Below are 15,055 nucleotides of genomic sequence, written 5' to 3'. Positions count from 1 at the left end.
TGATTGTTTATGGCAGTAATCAAATCGAATGGCTATTCCATCTTTACAGGGAAAGACACTTTTAAGTTTTTAAACGCTTTTCTTGCAAAGAACTCGTATTCCTCTTATTTTATTCTATGCGATGAGAATACTTTGCAGCACTGTCTCCCCCTGCTAATAACTTCCTGCCCGAAATTAGCGCCGGCTGAAATTATTGAAATAGAGGCCGGAGAAACAAGCAAATCTTTAGAGTTTAGCGCAAATATCTGGCAGACTTTGATCGAAAATAACGCGGACAGAAATTCTTTGTTAATTAATTTAGGTGGCGGTGTGGTAAGCGACCTCGGCGGTTTTACTGCTTCAGTATATAAAAGAGGGATTGACTTTATAAATGTTCCCACTTCACTCTTAGCTATGGCCGATGCAAGTGTAGGTGGAAAAAACGGAATTGACTTTCTGAATCTGAAAAACGTTATCGGAACTTTTGCGCAACCCAAAGCGGTTTTTGTATATACAGATTTTCTTGACACGTTATCTGAACGCCATTTTCAGAATGGTTTAGCCGAGATTTACAAGATTGCATTAATTAGCGACAAAAAATTCTGGCAGCAATTAAAAGTAGGACTCGATCCACAAACACTCTGCAATAAGAGCATAGACTTAAAAAACAAACTAGTTTTAAAAGATCCATTTGATAGAGGCATCCGTAACATTTTAAATTTCGGGCATACCATCGGCCATGCACTTGAAGCCCTCTTGTTAGGAAGCAAAAACGAGTTGCTGCATGGTGAAGCCATTATTATAGGGATGATGTTGGAGAGTCATATCGCTTTTCAAAAGAAACTTCTCGGCAAAACAGAATTCACAGAGCTAGTTTCATTATTTCGGGAACATTTTACGATGTTACCTATTCATGATCTCACATTACAAAGTATTCTTACTCACATCAAAAACGATAAAAAATCTCTGAAAAATAAATTTCGTTTTGCTTTGATCGATAAAATAGGCTCTTGCAAAATCAATGTAGAAGTCACCGAAGCGCAGATTAAGAAATCTTTCGAGTACTACATCAAACTCTCAAGGAAGTGATCAGACTTAAGGCCACAAACACTATCGGACAAACTTCGTTGAGCTTATCCGGCTCCAAAAGTATCAGCAACCGGCTCCTTGTATTGAGTGCGCTCTTAAATTCTGATCAGACAGTTGAAAACCTTTCCACTTCCGAAGATACCCAACTTCTGCAAAAAGCCCTTCAACAAATCAAAGATCAAAATCAGGCTACGATCGATATACATCATGCTGGCACCGACATGCGCTTTCTTACCGCCTATCTTTCGGTTACTCCAGGTGAATGGATGCTTACTGGTTCAGAGCGCATGAAACAACGGCCTATTGGCGAACTGGTAACTGCTCTTAGAACACTTGGTGCTGAAATTAACTATCTTGAAAAAGAGAATTATCCTCCCTTGCTTATAAAAGGAAAAACTTTAAACGGCGGTGATATCGAAATCGAGAGCAGCGTGAGCAGTCAATTTATTTCAGCACTTCTTTTAATAGCCTGCAAATTTAAGAACGGCTTAAAGCTTAATCTGAAAGGAAAAACGGTTTCGCAACCTTATATTGATATGACAGTTGAACTCCTGAAACAAACCGGAATTCAGGTCTCGCAGAAAGAAAAAACCATCCAGGTAATTCCTTTTGATCATATACCTAAAGTTATGCCACAGTATTTCGTAGAATCAGACTGGTCTTCAGCTTCCTACTGGTATAGTATATGTGCCTTGTTGCCAGATTCAAAAATTGAACTAACTTATTTTCATCCAAAAAGCCTGCAAGCCGATTCAATTCTTCCTGAACTTTATAAAAACCTCGGTGTAAAAACTATTTTTAAAGAAAACGCCATCCTTCTTTCTTCAGAAACAGTTCTTGCTAAAGAGTTTTATTATGATTTTACTAATTGCCCGGATATTGCTCAAACTGTGGCGGTAACCTGTTTCGCTTTAGGTATAAGAGCTGAACTCACAGGTTTAAGCACATTAAAAGTGAAGGAAACAGATCGCCTTTTTGCTTTAAAAACTGAACTGGAAAAATTTGGAGCCCAAATACAACTAACGTCTGACTCACTAAGTCTTAAAAAATCTGATCCACAAGAATTAAAAAACAAATTTACTGATCCGAACACCCAACTAATTCGTACTTATAATGACCACAGAATGGCTATGAGCTTTGCTCCCTTAGCGCTGGTGGTTAAAGAAATTATGATGGACGATTCTTCTGTAGTAGCTAAATCTTATCCCAGGTTCTGGGAAGATTTGAAATCCGTGGGTTTTAGTGTAAATTTGCATCCTTAATATGGCTTTTTTCGGATCCAAAAAAAATACTGCAGAAGGGGTAGAAATGTCTTTCCTTCAACATCTCGAAGAGCTACGTTGGCACCTTGTACGCAGCGCCGCTGTAATTGTGGTTTTCGGAATCGCAGCATTTTGCCTCAACGACTTTTTATTTGATACGATAATTTTTGGGCCCTTAAAACAGGACTTCATTTCTTACCGGGCTCTTTGTGCTTTAGGGTATAAAATTGGTGCCGGAGATGTTATGTGCATGACTGTGAAACCTGCACACCTGCAAACACTCAGTGCTTCGGAACAATTTTTTAATCACATGTGGATCTCCCTTGTTACGGGTTTAATTCTTGCCTTTCCCTTTGTTCTATGGGAACTCTGGAAATTTATTCGCCCGGCTTTAAAAAATCAGGAAGTGGGTCCGGTTAAAATTTTTGTCATTATCGCCTCTTTTCTTTTTTTAGTTGGAATTGGGTTTGGATATTTTCTATTATTTCCAATGAGTTACAATTTTCTTGTTAATTACCAGGTATCATCCAGTGGTATTGTAGAAACACAAAATACTTTCGACGATTATATTTCTTTGATAAGCACAATGGTTTTGGTTTCAGGAATTATTTTTGAGATGCCCGTGCTGGTTTATTTTCTCACGCGCATGACTATTCTTACACCCCAATTTATGCGTAAATACCGTAAGCATGCGGTTATTATCATTTTAATTGCGGCGGCGGTTATCACTCCGAGTCCCGATGTTACTTCGCAAATGGTAGTAGCAATCCCTATGTATTTACTGTTCGAGATCAGTATTTTCGTATCTGGTTGGGCTATTAAGAAACATAAGTTGAACGCTTAAAAAAGAATCATGTCAGATCAGGTAAAAGAATTTAACGAGTACCGCGCAAAAATGAACGGGGTTATTCTCGCAAAAGATAATTTGGTAATCAAACGTTTGTTCAATCTCGACACCCAGACCTATTCTGAAGGCGCTTTAAACGTGAAAACAAAAGAAATGCTGGGCCTTGTTGCAAGCATGGTTTTACGTTGTGATGATTGCATTAAATACCACCTTGAAAAATGTAAAGAACAGGGTTGTACTACTGAAGAGATTTACGAGATTTTTGCCGTAGCAAACATTGTGGGTGGAACCATTGTAATTCCACACACCCGCCGTGGCGCCGAATTTTGGGAAGAACTTAGTAAATAACCTGCATGGGCGCATTACTTATAGTAAGCTTTGTTTCGGCAATTCTGCTGGGCTTACCAACAATCACTTATTTTTATGCTAGAGAAATGGGACGAAATCCTAAGAAATGGTTTTTGATCGGATTTTTTTTACCGGGAATAGCAACTATTATTCTTTCTTTATTGCCTGATCGTTCTCTGGAGAACTCTGATAAGCCTGAAAATTCAGAAGCCAGCTAATATTACCATGTAACTTAAGTAACGCTTTTCCCTTCCGCCAGATAACATTCTACATTATCAATCTATATCCCACACACTTGGACGTTTTCTTGTATAAAAAGGCTTAAAGTAATTTTTATGCTCTAAAAGAAAAGCAAGAATAAAATAGATGATGATCGGACTTCCAAACGTAAAAAAAGAAAGATAAATAAAGTACATCCTAACCGTTGTGGTGCGAATACCCATTTTTTTACCAAGCCACTGGCAAACACCAAAAGCTCTTTGTTCAAACCATTTAGAAATTCTGCTGATCATAAAACAAAGATAAAACATTTAATACATCTTCCGTCTTCCCCATTTTATATTTTCGGTGCCGGGTTCAAAATTGCCGCGGCAATACCACATTTTAAGCAGCGGCGACTAGTACAATAGTTGTCATGAAGATTTATAATTCCCTGGCTTGCCGCGGCATTCTGCAAATGCAGTTTACGTGATTCAAATAACTTTGTTTTTGTATTTACTTCTACTTTACAACTGTTTAAAAGATTAATTGTGGCTTCGGTAAACTCAGGTTTTGCCAGCTTTTTGGAATAAAAGAAAAAGAATGGAGCAAATGCATTGATTATAACACTCTCAGCCGAATTTCTTCCGAATGAAAGTTCTTTAGTTAGAACTTTGCCATCAGCACTATAGTGTTTTTTCCAGTAATCGCTCACTTCAAACTCAAAAGCCTGCATTAAAGTTTTATACTCTCTTTTACTTTGAGGATTCGTAAATAAACCTTTATTCCCGCGTATCACCGCTGCGAACTGCACCAGCCTTACATTTGGAAAATTAGCAGGACGCATTTTTGAAAATTTAAATAACTCCTTTGCTAAAGGCTGTAACTGATATTTCGTTTTCAGATACTCAAATTCATTTTGAAGATTTTGAATATACTTATCTTTAAACTGATCTTCCAGAAGTCCGGCCATGCCCAGGAACAGAGCTTCCAGTTGCATGAGGTTATCTGAATGCTTCAAAACAAGATGAATCGGCAAGTGTTTAGCCAGCATTTCAAATGGAAGTGCGTTCACTTTAAAACCAAAACTACGAAGAAGGCAGGTGTAAAATGTTTGCGTGTAATCCCCTTCAAAGGCTGTAAATAAATCTTCAATTTTTTGTACTTTATCCTCTAACCTTTCGATGGTCATACGCTCTATCCAGCCGATAAATTTGAGATCACTAACCAACGGCAATTGCTTACTACAAGGTAGTTTTGCTTTAGCTGTTGCAAGCTGCTCATACATCATCAAAGTAGTTTCTTCAATAAAGGGTTTTAGTTCTAAAATTTCGACATTGTGTTTTGTGTTTTGATCAAGATCAATGTCGTGCTCATAAACCGCGTGAAGAATGATTGTATTATAACTTTTGTCCTGCTGATGCCTGTGCTTTAACCAGTCACTCGTGAGAATGTGAATTTCCACATTGCCCACAAGCATCAGCTCATTTATTTTAATCTTCGCATTAAAAAAATCGGGACCCGCATCTACATTTAATTCACCGGGGTTTAGCAGTGTTAGCGTGTTTCCTGCTTTTGTGATCAACGGCACAGGCTTCAGTAGTTTGTGCCGCCAGATAAATTGCAGTAGTTCCTCGCTGAATCTAAACATAACCTTTTACCTTATAAGTAAGATAACCGATCCACTCATGAATTAAAAACTGAAGAGCAAAAAGAGTTCCCGGGTTCGGTATAAAAAGATGATCAAACGTGTAACGCCTCACTCCACTCGATCTATTTGTTATATAAGGTGTCACGTTTTTATAACCTGCCTTCTTAAATATCGCCATAGATCTGGGCATGTGATAACCCGATGTTACCAACAGAAAATTTCCATCAATATGAAGACTGTCGAGAATTTTTTTGGTGAAGACCGCATTTTCATATGTGTTTTTGCTTTGCGCTTCAATGATCAAACTGCTATCCGGAAAATTTATACTTTTTAAATATTTGCCTACAAAATAACCTTCTTTTTTTTCAGGAAATTCAATGCTACCTGATCCGCCTGTGAAAATAATACGCTTTATTCTTCCTTTATAATAAAGGGGCAGGGTTTGAAATAAACGGTCACCACTATGACTAAAATTTATTTTTTCCAGTCTCATATCAATGTCTCCAATACCACCTAATACAATAGCGCCTTCGTACTTCGTGTCCATAAGATCATAATCAGGCGTCACAGGTTCCCAGGCGCGGAAAAGTTCATCTACTAAAAAAGGGTTGCTGCATAAATAAAGAACGGTTACGGCTATAATCCGCAATCTACGGGCCCTTCCCTCCACTTTTGTTCTAAAAGACCAAAGAAATAAAACAAAAACCCAAACAAGTGGAGAAAATAAAAAAGCAATTAATTTTGAGAAGTAGAAAAACATAATGATTGACTAAAATAACAAAAGATTCCCAGAAATACTGTGCAGATATTCCCATAATAGCCGCAGATGTATACAAAAATTAATCATTATCTTTAAGCTGTATTAAAATTTTTATGCAAAAAATCCTTATAGCTAACCGCGGAGAAATTGCCTTGCGTATTATGCGCAGCGCACGTGAAATGGGAATTAAAACTGTAGCCATTTATTCAGAGGCCGATAGAAATGCGCTTTTTGTAAGATATGCCGACGAAGCTGTTTGTGTGGGACCTCCACCAAGCGCACAGTCGTATTTACAAGGCGATAAAATTATTGCAATTTGCAAAGAACTGAACGTAGATGCTATTCACCCAGGGTATGGCTTTTTAAGTGAAAACGCTGATTTTGCCCGAAAAGTAAGGGACGCAGGCATCACTTTTATCGGACCCAGTCCTGAAAGTATGGACCTTATGGGCGATAAACTCAGCGCAAAAGCCACAGCAAAAAAATATAAAGTGCCTATGATCCCGGGATCTGAAGGTGCTATCAGTGATATTAAGGAAGCCATTAGCGTAGCCAAAGAAGTAGGTTTCCCTTTATTGATTAAAGCCAGCGCCGGTGGTGGCGGAAAAGGTATGCGTCTTGTAGAACGTGAAGAAGACATTGAACAGCAAATGAATATGGCGGTAAGCGAAGCTATTTCTGCTTTTGGGAATGGCGCTGTATTTATTGAGAGGTATGCAACCGGACCCCGTCACATTGAAATTCAGTTATTGGCGGATAATCATGGCAATTGTGTGTACCTTTTTGAACGTGAGTGCAGTATTCAACGCCGTCACCAGAAACTTATCGAAGAGGCGCCCAGCAGTGTTTTAAGTCCTGAGTTACGTGAGAGAATGGGAAAATGTGCTGTAGATGTGGCAAAGGCTTGTAATTACAGCGGTGCCGGCACCGTTGAATTTTTAGTAGATGATAAATTGAATTTCTACTTCCTGGAAATGAACACACGTTTGCAGGTTGAGCACCCGGTATCTGAGCTTATTACCGGACTTGATCTGGTGAAAGAACAAATTAAAGTGGCTCGCAACGAAAAACTTTCTTTTACCCAGGAAGATCTTAAAATAAACGGACACGCTCTTGAAGTGAGGGTTTGCGCAGAAGATCCTACAAATAACTTTTTACCAGACATTGGCAAATTGGTGGTTTATAAAACACCATCGGGTCCGGGAGTACGTGTTGACGATAGTTTTGAAGAAGGAATGGAAATCCCTATCTATTACGATCCTATGATTTCAAAGCTAATTGTGCATGGAAAAGACCGCACAGAAGCCATCGCAAAAATGATTCGGGCCATCGACGATTATAAAATTGTAGGCGTTGAAACAACCCTTGATTTTTGTAAATTCGTATTAAAGCACGATGCTTTTGTAAGTGGGAAATTTGATACTGGTTTTATAGCAACCCATTACAAGCCAGAAATGCTGAATGTGCAGAATGACGAACTCGAAGAAGTAGCCGCTATAGCCGCTTCCCTTATTTTCTCAGCAGGAACACAAAATGTTAAGACCGGAGAGGTCACTGTTAAAAAAAGTAAATGGAAAACAAATCGCTTGAATTAGCACGCAACTTGCAGGTTACTTTAGGCGTTTAAGTATATAAATGATTGAATGTTAGATCGTTTTTATAAATATCCAAAGGTTCCTTTAAAATCAGTTTTTATAATTCTGTTTTCCGGATTTTCTGTTTCCTTATTTTCGCAAAGTCCCCAAGCGGCCGACATTCTAACGCCGCCTGAAAATGGCTTTCGTTGCCGTGCCGAAGTGGTTGGAAAAGATACTTTCCCCATGGTTGTTTTTAATGAGGTAGAGATCGTTACCAATTTTGTTTTCTCTAACACCCGCCAGCGCGAACAATGGACCCGTGTAAAATTTAACGTAAAAAAAGTTTATCCTTATGCTATTCTTGCTGCAGCAAAGCTGAAAGAATACGATAAAGCACTGGCTGCTATAAAAGAAGAAAATTTGAGAAAAGCTTTTATTAAAGTCTGCGAAAAAGACCTCCGTACGGAGTTTGAAGACGAATTAAAAGGACTTACCGTTTCACAAGGTAAAATCCTGATGAAATTGATAGATCGTGAAACCGAAAAAACGACTTACGAAATCGTAAAACAATTACGGGGAAGCTTTCAGGCTGCCATGTGGCAAACCGTTGCCAGAATCTTTGGCCATAACATGAAAGTCGAGTACGATGCCCAGGTGGAAGACATTATGATTGAACGGGCCGTAAAATTGGTTGAAGCCGGACAATTCTGATTTTCACCAAGATTCTTAACAAAGGCCAAACAGTTACTCCAGCCGCTAACACTCCTCCATGTCATGGGTTCTTCAATTGCCATTTAATTTTTTATTGCTATTTTTATCCCTATGTATAGAATTCTTATCCTTACCATATTTTTTGCATCGTTCGCAAACGCTCAGACAAAAAAACCTGTAGCTAAAACCACAAAACCAGTCGCCACAAAAGACACCGTTAAACCTGTTGCTATAGATACAGCAGCTCTCCGTCTCGCGGAAGCAGCAGCTATTCCAAAAGAATTTGCTGTTTACACCAAACGCTCAAAAATAAAAGGCGAGAGAAACAAACTCTGCATTAATCTTGTAAGTAATGGAACAGTCTTTAACCATTGCATCAACGACTCTCTTACAAAAGATCCGGAAGTTTCTAAAATTTTATTTGAGAAAAAACAAGGCGACAGTACATATGTTTTGGTGTATGTACGTGCATTCAGTAAACCCTTTGACAAACCCGCTTGCGATGCCGGTAAAGAAGTAAAATTATTTTTCGTTCGCTGGAATACCGCCACCAATAAAGCGGTGGTAAGAATTAAAACCGTTGAATCCTGCATGAAAGCTATTACCGATATGAGCACTGAATCGGTAGACGATTGGGACAAGTCTTCTCCTATTGTTTGGAAATACCACAAAGGCGCTCAAAATTTTGTAGAGTTAAAATTCGATCCGCAAAATTATTTACAGGGCTTTCAAAGTACTGGGGATACCGCTAACTAAATCGAAAATTTCTCCAGCTAATTTTATCTGGCTATTACAAAGCGTTTGCTAGTGACATTTGAATTCTTGTCTTTTAAAACAAGAGAATATACACCATTTGCGAGTTCACTTAAGTTTAGGGTGTTGTTTTTTAATTCTTCTTCTCTAAGGAGCTGACCAAGGTCATTATAAATAAGAATGCGATTAAAGGTGTTTTCTGATATTTTAATTTGTAAATAATCTTTTGCGGGGTTGGGAAAGAGTTTTATGTTTGCTGCCATATAATTTTCTTCGTTGATCCCAACTGTGTTGCAGTTAACCAGGGTTTTCAATTCACCATAAGGTATAGAACCTCCGTTGTCTGCAAGAGCCACAATATCTTGCTTCCCGTCATTATTTATATCTGCAACCACAAAATTAAAAACGGTAAACCATGATGTTAAATTAACGGAATAGCTTACAGGCGCTGCGAAAGAACCGTTTCCTGTACCCTGAAAAATGGACATTCCCATAAAGTCTGAAAGTACCGCTATATCAGTTTTTCCGTCCTTATTAAAATCTGCATAGTGTAATGTCCCTGGCATGATGTTCATTGATCCACCCCCAATCTGCGCAACAGTAAAAGACGTAGCTGTGCCAAATGTGAAATTTCCATTGCCTTTAATAATGTTTAATTTACCCGACGCAATATCTGTATAAATGAGATCAAGCTTATTGTCCGAATTAATATCCACAGCTTTTACATCATCGGCTGCAAGACTTAACCCGTTTGTTACTGTAAACGATCCTATACCATTCCCGCGTAAAAAATAAGATGGTCCACCCGTTAAAGCAAAAATGTCGTTCGTGCCATTATTATTAAAATCACCGGCCACTAGTAATTTGGCAGCACTGGCAAGAGCATAATTGGTGATAGATGAAAATCCTCCTGTTCCATTTCCCAGTAAAACAGACACAGAGGGCGTGGAGGTGCTTGTCATTGCGATGTCTGGCTTTCCATCACCGTTGAAATCGGATGAAATAAATGTAGTTGGACTATATGACAAAGTAAAACTTGGGGTTGCAGTAAAACTTCCAGCTCCGTTACCCTTTAAAAGAAACAGGGTATCACAAGTAGTTGAGATAAAAATATCCTGCTTACCATCCATATTGAAATCGCAAGGCTTGGCAAAAATTATACGATCATTGGAAAAGGTATGAGCACTGTTTATCGTAAAATTAGACGCCGTAAAACTACCAGTACCATTAGATAGAAATACTACCAAATTATTGTAGTAAGGGCTTACAGGTGCAGGCCCAATTGAAAAAACATCTTCGTTACCATCGTTATTAAAATCTGCTTTTTCTAAAACAACACTGGAAAAAACGCTAAGCGAAGGATCAGGCGCAGGTAACAGGCATATTCCATTCTGCGATTTAAAACTTTGCAGGAAAAGAAATACCAACAGAAAGGTAATTTGGGTTTTCATGATTAGCGATTTGACAATTACTGTGCCAGAGTTACCTGGCGATAATAAAGCATTTACTGACAGTTAAAGAATTTTTATCTTTTAAAACAAGAGAATAAACTCCGTTTGAAAGTTCACTTATGTTTAGAGTGTTGTTTTCTAATTCTTCTTCTCTTAGCAGCTGCCCTAGTTCGTTATAAATAAAAATGCGATTAAAGGTGTTTTCTGATGTTTCTATTTGCAAATAATCTTTTGCGGGATTTGGGAAGAGTTTGATTTTCCCTGCTATATAATATTCTTTGTTAATTCCAACTGTGTTGCAGTTTAGAAAAACTTTTAGTTCTCCGAGATATGTTTGACCCATATCCCCGGCTAGCACAACAATATCTTGCTTTCCATCTCCACTAATATCAGCCGCAATCAAATTAAACACAATCAAATAAAACCCTGTGGAATTAAGAGTATAGGTTGCTGAATTCGAAAAAACTCCATTTGCGGCTCCTAGAAAAACGCTTATGTTCATGTCGTCAGATAAAACAGCTATATCCTTATTGCCGTCTTTATTAAAATCAGCTATTTCAACTGGACCCACAGCAGTGATGCTGGAACCTCCTTTTATTTTATTTACAGAGTATGTAGTTACAGAACTAAATGTAAAATTACCATTGCCCATTCGCACACAGAGTTTACTACTTGTTAAATCGCTGTAAACAAGGTCCAGCTTATTATCCGAATTAATGTCTTCTACTTTTAAACTACCACAGTCTAAACTAAATGTGGGGGTTATTGTAAATCCACCGGTGCCGGAACCTTTCATAAAATAGGAGTTACCACCGGTAATTAAATAGATGTCCAGCGTGCCATTATTATTAAAATCGCCCGACACCAATTGAGTTGCGGGCAATGCAAGGCTGTAATGATTGATGCTGCTGAATCCGCCTGTACCGTTTCCGAAAAGAATAGAAACGGATGGTGTAACATTGCTTGTTACAACCAAATCGTTTTTACCGTCACTGTTAAAATCATTAATTAGTAAAGCCGTGGGTTCATAAGGCAAAGAAAAACTGACAGCCGCATTTAAACTTCCATTCCCAGTTCCGTTCAAATAAAAGATGCTATCTGAGTGGCAGAGGGCAAATACATCTGGTTTGCCGTCACTATTAAAATCACCTGTTTTTAGAAAATCAATTCTACGAGCATTCAACTTGTTAGCGAAATTTAAAGTATGGGTCGAAGCAGTAAAACTGCCAGATCCGGATGAAGAGTAGAGTTTGATAACGCTAATCCCATATAAAGAAGTGTCAGATCCGCTCACACATATATCTTCTTTCCCATCATTATTAAAATCACCCTTATCAAGCGCTGGAGTTGATACTAGAGAGGCATTTGGATTCTGAGCCTGAGTTAGGCAAATCCCATTCTGCGATTTAAAACTTTGCAGGAAAAAAAATACTAACAGAAAGGTAATTTGGGTTTTCATGATTAGCAATTTCACAATTACTGTGCCAGAGTTATTCTGCGATCATAAAACGTTATTGCAGCTATTTCATCAAATTCTCTGCAAATTTCAATTTCTAAGAAAAAATAAGCATATTTAACCTGTTTGAATAACGGGTTAAAAATACTGTTAATGCCGATTGCATTTCTCTACGGCATCATTACTTTTTTTAGGAATAGTTTATACGACTGGCGACTTCTCAGAGAAAGACGTTTCGATATTCATACCATTGGGGTTGGAAACCTTGCTGTAGGTGGTGCGGGCAAAACTCCCCTTGTGGAATACCTGATCCGGTTACTAACCGTAGAAGATTCGCAGATAGCTACTTTAAGCCGCGGTTACAAGCGTAAAACAAAAGGCTATGTTTTGGCTGACGAAAATAGCACTGCCGAAGATATCGGTGATGAACCCCTGATGTACAAAACAAAGTACAATGTGCAGGTAGCTGTTGATGCAAGAAGGGTGAATGGCATTAAAAACCTGATGGCCTTAAAAGAAAAAGCACCGAAAATCATCTTGCTCGACGATGTTTTTCAGCACCGCTCTGTAAGATGTGGACTCAATATAGTGGTGAGCGATTACAACAATCTGTATTTTAAAGACATGATGCTTCCCGCAGGAACTTTACGGGAATTTAAGAGTGGGATTATTCGTGCAGATCTGATCATCATAAGTAAGACTCCCGAAAGGACCAGTCCTGTAGAAATAAGAAACATACTTAAAGATATTGCTCCTAAGGCGCACCAGCGTGTGTTCTTTAGTTATTTAAAGTACGGAGAACTTTATGCTTTAGATAACAAAAACAAAAAACTGGATACTCTGAACGAGTTGTTTCGTTACCGTGTGATTTCTTTCGCTGGTATTGCGAATGCCCAACCTATGATCAATTATCTGAAAGAATATTCTGCAGAAGTAAAACATTTACCTTTTTCTGATCATCACGAATATACCCTGAAAGATCTCGAAGATATTGAACGCTATTACAACAGTTTTGAGGGTGGAAATAAGATATTGGTGACTACTGAGAAAGATTTGATGCGCCTAAAAAATCCCGGACTTTGGGACGTGGCAAAACGCATGAACATTTATATCCTGCCTCTCGAAATTACATTTAAAGACAAGGAAGAAGAGTTGAATGAGCTTATTTTAAAGTATGTTAGAACAAATAGAATTTACCACCAAAAGTATACGTGAAAAAACCAACAACTTTCTGCCTTCGGTTGGTATTATATTGGGCACAGGACTTGGCGGACTAGTAAAAGAGATCACAGCCGAATTTATTATTCCTTATACCGACATTCCTAACTTTGCGACCAGTACCGTAGAAGGCCACAGTGGCAAACTCATTTTCGGAGAACTGGGTGGAAAAAAAGTAGTGGCCATGCAAGGTCGCTTTCATTTTTACGAAGGTTACACCATGCAGCAGATAACTTTTCCTGTAAGAATCATGAAAGCTTTAGGTGTGCGTACACTTTGCGTGAGCAATGCCTGCGGTGGAATGAATCCCACTTTCGAAGTCGGAGAATTAATGATCATCAACGATCATATTAATTTATTTCCAACCAATCCACTCATAGGAAGAAACGAAGCCTCTTTAGGAGTGCGTTTTCCGGACATGGGCGAGACATACAAAAAAACCTATGTAGAATTAGGAAAACAAATTGCCAAAGAAAATAATATTAAAATCAGCGAAGGTGTTTATGCCGGTTTAACCGGACCATGCTTTGAAACCCCTGCCGAATACCGCTGGCTCTGGCGCATAGGCGCGGACGTAGTAGGTATGAGTACTGTTCCTGAAGTTATTGTAGCAAAACACTCCGGCATGGATGTTTTTGGAATCAGCATTGTTACCGATTTAGGTGTAGAAGGAAAAGTGCAAACCGTAACACACGAAGAGGTTTTACATATTGCCAGCCTTCAGGAGCCAAAGATGACGCTGATTATGAAAGAATTAGTGAAGAGGATCTAGCGATCTATTTCGTATAGAAAAACACGTTCTCAAGGATCAAACCGCCGGTTTGTTTATTGATCAAACTAATACTTATTTTATTTTCCGGCAGAATAGAAATTCCATCTACCATGGTTTTATACTCGTATTCGGGCTTCGCTTTTTTACCTGCGTTTACATCTTTGGCCGTATAAAAAGATTCATACTTAAACCCTGGCAAATAATTAAATTTTACAAGGCTGTCGTTTACTGTGGCCATCAGCTGACCGTTTTCAACAGCGATGGATAAATTTTTTTTAATAGAATCCGGAACGATCAGATAAAAAAAATTATCTCGGTTTTTGTGAAGCGTGTCAGTTTTAGAGCCTTTCTGAAAAAAATAAATAAGCGACTGATCTTTTTTGAATCTGATCTTTTCGACAGGTTGCGCTGAAAGTATTCCGAAAAAACTTAAAATGAAAAGAAATATTAAAATTTTTAGGTTCAATTTTTTACGTTGTTAGTTTTGAAGGTTCGTTTCTCGAGCGTAGTCAGGTGTCAGGTCGAGCGTACTCAGGTGCCAGCTCGAGCGTACTCAGGTGACAGCTCGAGCGTACTCAACTGTCAGGTCGAGCGTAATCAGGTGTCAGGTCGAGCGTACTCAGGTGGCAGCTCGAGCGTACTCAGGTGCCAGCTCGAGCGTACTCAGGTGTCAGGTCGAGCGTAGTCGAGTGTCAGGTCGAGCGTAGTCGAGACCCTACTCCTTTTCAATTTCTTTTTTTACTTCCTGGATGTGTTCGGTCACCTGGTCTGTTATACCGCTGGTGCTATCCCGCAAATCTTTTTTCAAACCGTCGGTGGCATCTTTAAACTCCCTGATACCTTTTCCTAAAGTTTTAGCTATGGTTGGAATTCCCTTTCCTCCAAATAAAAGCAGAATCACTAACACGATCATGACTACTTCGCCGCCACCTAAATTTAAAAATGCTATAAATTGATTCAGTACCATTATCGTTTGCCTCCGC

The 15,055-nt window shown here is 38.7% G+C and carries 17 protein-coding genes; 10 read left to right on the top strand and 7 right to left on the bottom strand.

From position 1 onward, the window contains the following. Positions 1-9 precede the first annotated feature (9 nt). The 5 genes from aroB to CNR22_10935 are packed head-to-tail and all read left to right on the top strand — an operon-like array spanning position 10 to position 3,743. A complete protein-coding gene (gene aroB, locus CNR22_10955) occupies positions 10-1,068 on the top strand; it encodes a 3-dehydroquinate synthase (protein PBQ32267.1) in 1,059 nt (352 codons plus the stop codon). After that, positions 1,068-2,330 carry a 3-phosphoshikimate 1-carboxyvinyltransferase gene (aroA, locus tag CNR22_10950; GenBank protein ID PBQ34878.1) on the top strand — a complete coding sequence of 421 codons (1,263 nt, stop codon included), beginning with the start codon at positions 1,068-1,070 and terminating at the stop codon, positions 2,328-2,330. Before aroB ends, aroA begins: the two co-directional genes overlap by 1 nt. Position 2,331: 1 nt before the next feature. Further along, entirely contained in the window at positions 2,332-3,174 is an 843-nt protein-coding gene (gene tatC / locus CNR22_10945; protein ID PBQ32266.1) for a twin-arginine translocase subunit TatC, read from the top strand. Between the two features lie 9 nt (positions 3,175-3,183). Continuing rightward, a complete protein-coding gene (locus tag CNR22_10940) occupies positions 3,184-3,525 on the top strand; it encodes a carboxymuconolactone decarboxylase family protein (GenBank protein ID PBQ32265.1) in 342 nt (113 codons plus the stop codon). 5 nt (positions 3,526-3,530) lie between these two features. Further along, the gene (locus CNR22_10935) at positions 3,531-3,743 is read left to right on the top strand and encodes a hypothetical protein (GenBank protein PBQ32264.1); all 213 of its coding nucleotides are present in this window, start codon (positions 3,531-3,533) and stop codon (positions 3,741-3,743) included. 57 nt (positions 3,744-3,800) lie between these two features. Here CNR22_10935 and CNR22_10930 read toward each other — a convergent pair whose 3' ends face one another. Genes CNR22_10930 through CNR22_10920 form a run of 3 tightly spaced genes read right to left on the bottom strand, consistent with a single transcriptional unit; the run spans position 3,801 to position 6,134 of the window. Beyond that, the gene (locus CNR22_10930; protein PBQ32263.1) at positions 3,801-4,037 is read right to left on the bottom strand and encodes a PspC family transcriptional regulator; all 237 of its coding nucleotides are present in this window, start codon (positions 4,035-4,037) and stop codon (positions 3,801-3,803) included. Positions 4,038-4,081: 44 nt separating this feature from the next. Further along, positions 4,082-5,374, bottom strand: a complete 1,293-nt coding sequence (locus CNR22_10925; protein PBQ32262.1) for a hypothetical protein — start codon at positions 5,372-5,374, stop codon at positions 4,082-4,084. Continuing rightward, the gene (locus tag CNR22_10920) at positions 5,367-6,134 is read right to left on the bottom strand and encodes a hypothetical protein (GenBank protein PBQ32261.1); all 768 of its coding nucleotides are present in this window, start codon (positions 6,132-6,134) and stop codon (positions 5,367-5,369) included. The genes CNR22_10925 and CNR22_10920 overlap by 8 nt, the downstream gene beginning before the upstream one ends. A 113-nt stretch (positions 6,135-6,247) precedes the next feature. Here CNR22_10920 and accC point away from each other — a divergent pair, with 113 nt between their 5' ends. The 3 genes from accC to CNR22_10905 all read left to right on the top strand — a co-directional run bounded on the left by accC (position 6,248) and on the right by CNR22_10905 (position 9,178). Then, complete coding sequence (gene accC / locus CNR22_10915; GenBank protein PBQ32260.1) at positions 6,248-7,729, top strand: acetyl-CoA carboxylase biotin carboxylase subunit; 1,482 nt, start codon at positions 6,248-6,250, stop codon at positions 7,727-7,729. Between the two features lie 48 nt (positions 7,730-7,777). Further along, on the top strand, positions 7,778-8,422 hold the full coding sequence (locus CNR22_10910; protein ID PBQ32259.1) for a hypothetical protein: 645 nt from the start codon (positions 7,778-7,780) through the stop codon (positions 8,420-8,422). A 111-nt stretch (positions 8,423-8,533) separates the two neighbouring features. Next, on the top strand, positions 8,534-9,178 hold the full coding sequence (locus tag CNR22_10905) for a hypothetical protein (protein PBQ32258.1): 645 nt from the start codon (positions 8,534-8,536) through the stop codon (positions 9,176-9,178). A 23-nt stretch (positions 9,179-9,201) separates the two neighbouring features. Here CNR22_10905 and CNR22_10900 read toward each other — a convergent pair whose 3' ends face one another. Continuing rightward, positions 9,202-10,626, bottom strand: coding sequence for a hypothetical protein (locus tag CNR22_10900; protein ID PBQ32257.1), 1,425 nt, complete (start codon positions 10,624-10,626; stop codon positions 9,202-9,204). A gap of 31 nt (positions 10,627-10,657) precedes the next feature. Further along, entirely contained in the window at positions 10,658-12,100 is a 1,443-nt protein-coding gene (locus tag CNR22_10895; GenBank protein PBQ32256.1) for a hypothetical protein, read from the bottom strand. A 135-nt stretch (positions 12,101-12,235) separates the two neighbouring features. On the opposite strand from CNR22_10895, the gene lpxK reads away from it, so the two are divergent. Next, a complete protein-coding gene (gene lpxK / locus CNR22_10890; GenBank protein ID PBQ32255.1) occupies positions 12,236-13,297 on the top strand; it encodes a tetraacyldisaccharide 4'-kinase in 1,062 nt (353 codons plus the stop codon). Beyond that, complete coding sequence (locus CNR22_10885; GenBank protein ID PBQ32254.1) at positions 13,257-14,072, top strand: purine-nucleoside phosphorylase; 816 nt, start codon at positions 13,257-13,259, stop codon at positions 14,070-14,072. The genes lpxK and CNR22_10885 overlap by 41 nt, the downstream gene beginning before the upstream one ends. 4 nt (positions 14,073-14,076) lie before the next feature. Here the strand turns inward: CNR22_10885 and CNR22_10880 are convergent, their stop codons facing one another. Continuing rightward, a complete protein-coding gene (locus tag CNR22_10880) occupies positions 14,077-14,538 on the bottom strand; it encodes a hypothetical protein (GenBank protein PBQ32253.1) in 462 nt (153 codons plus the stop codon). A gap of 249 nt (positions 14,539-14,787) precedes the next feature. Further along, positions 14,788-15,039, bottom strand: a complete 252-nt coding sequence (locus tag CNR22_10875) for a twin-arginine translocase TatA/TatE family subunit (protein ID PBQ32252.1) — start codon at positions 15,037-15,039, stop codon at positions 14,788-14,790. Positions 15,040-15,055: the final 16 nt, after the last annotated feature.

This window comes from Sphingobacteriaceae bacterium (genome assembly GCA_002319075.1).
Taxonomy (GTDB): Bacteria; Bacteroidota; Bacteroidia; order B-17B0; family Aurantibacillaceae; genus Aurantibacillus.
This window is presented reverse-complemented; position numbering and strand designations above follow the sequence as displayed.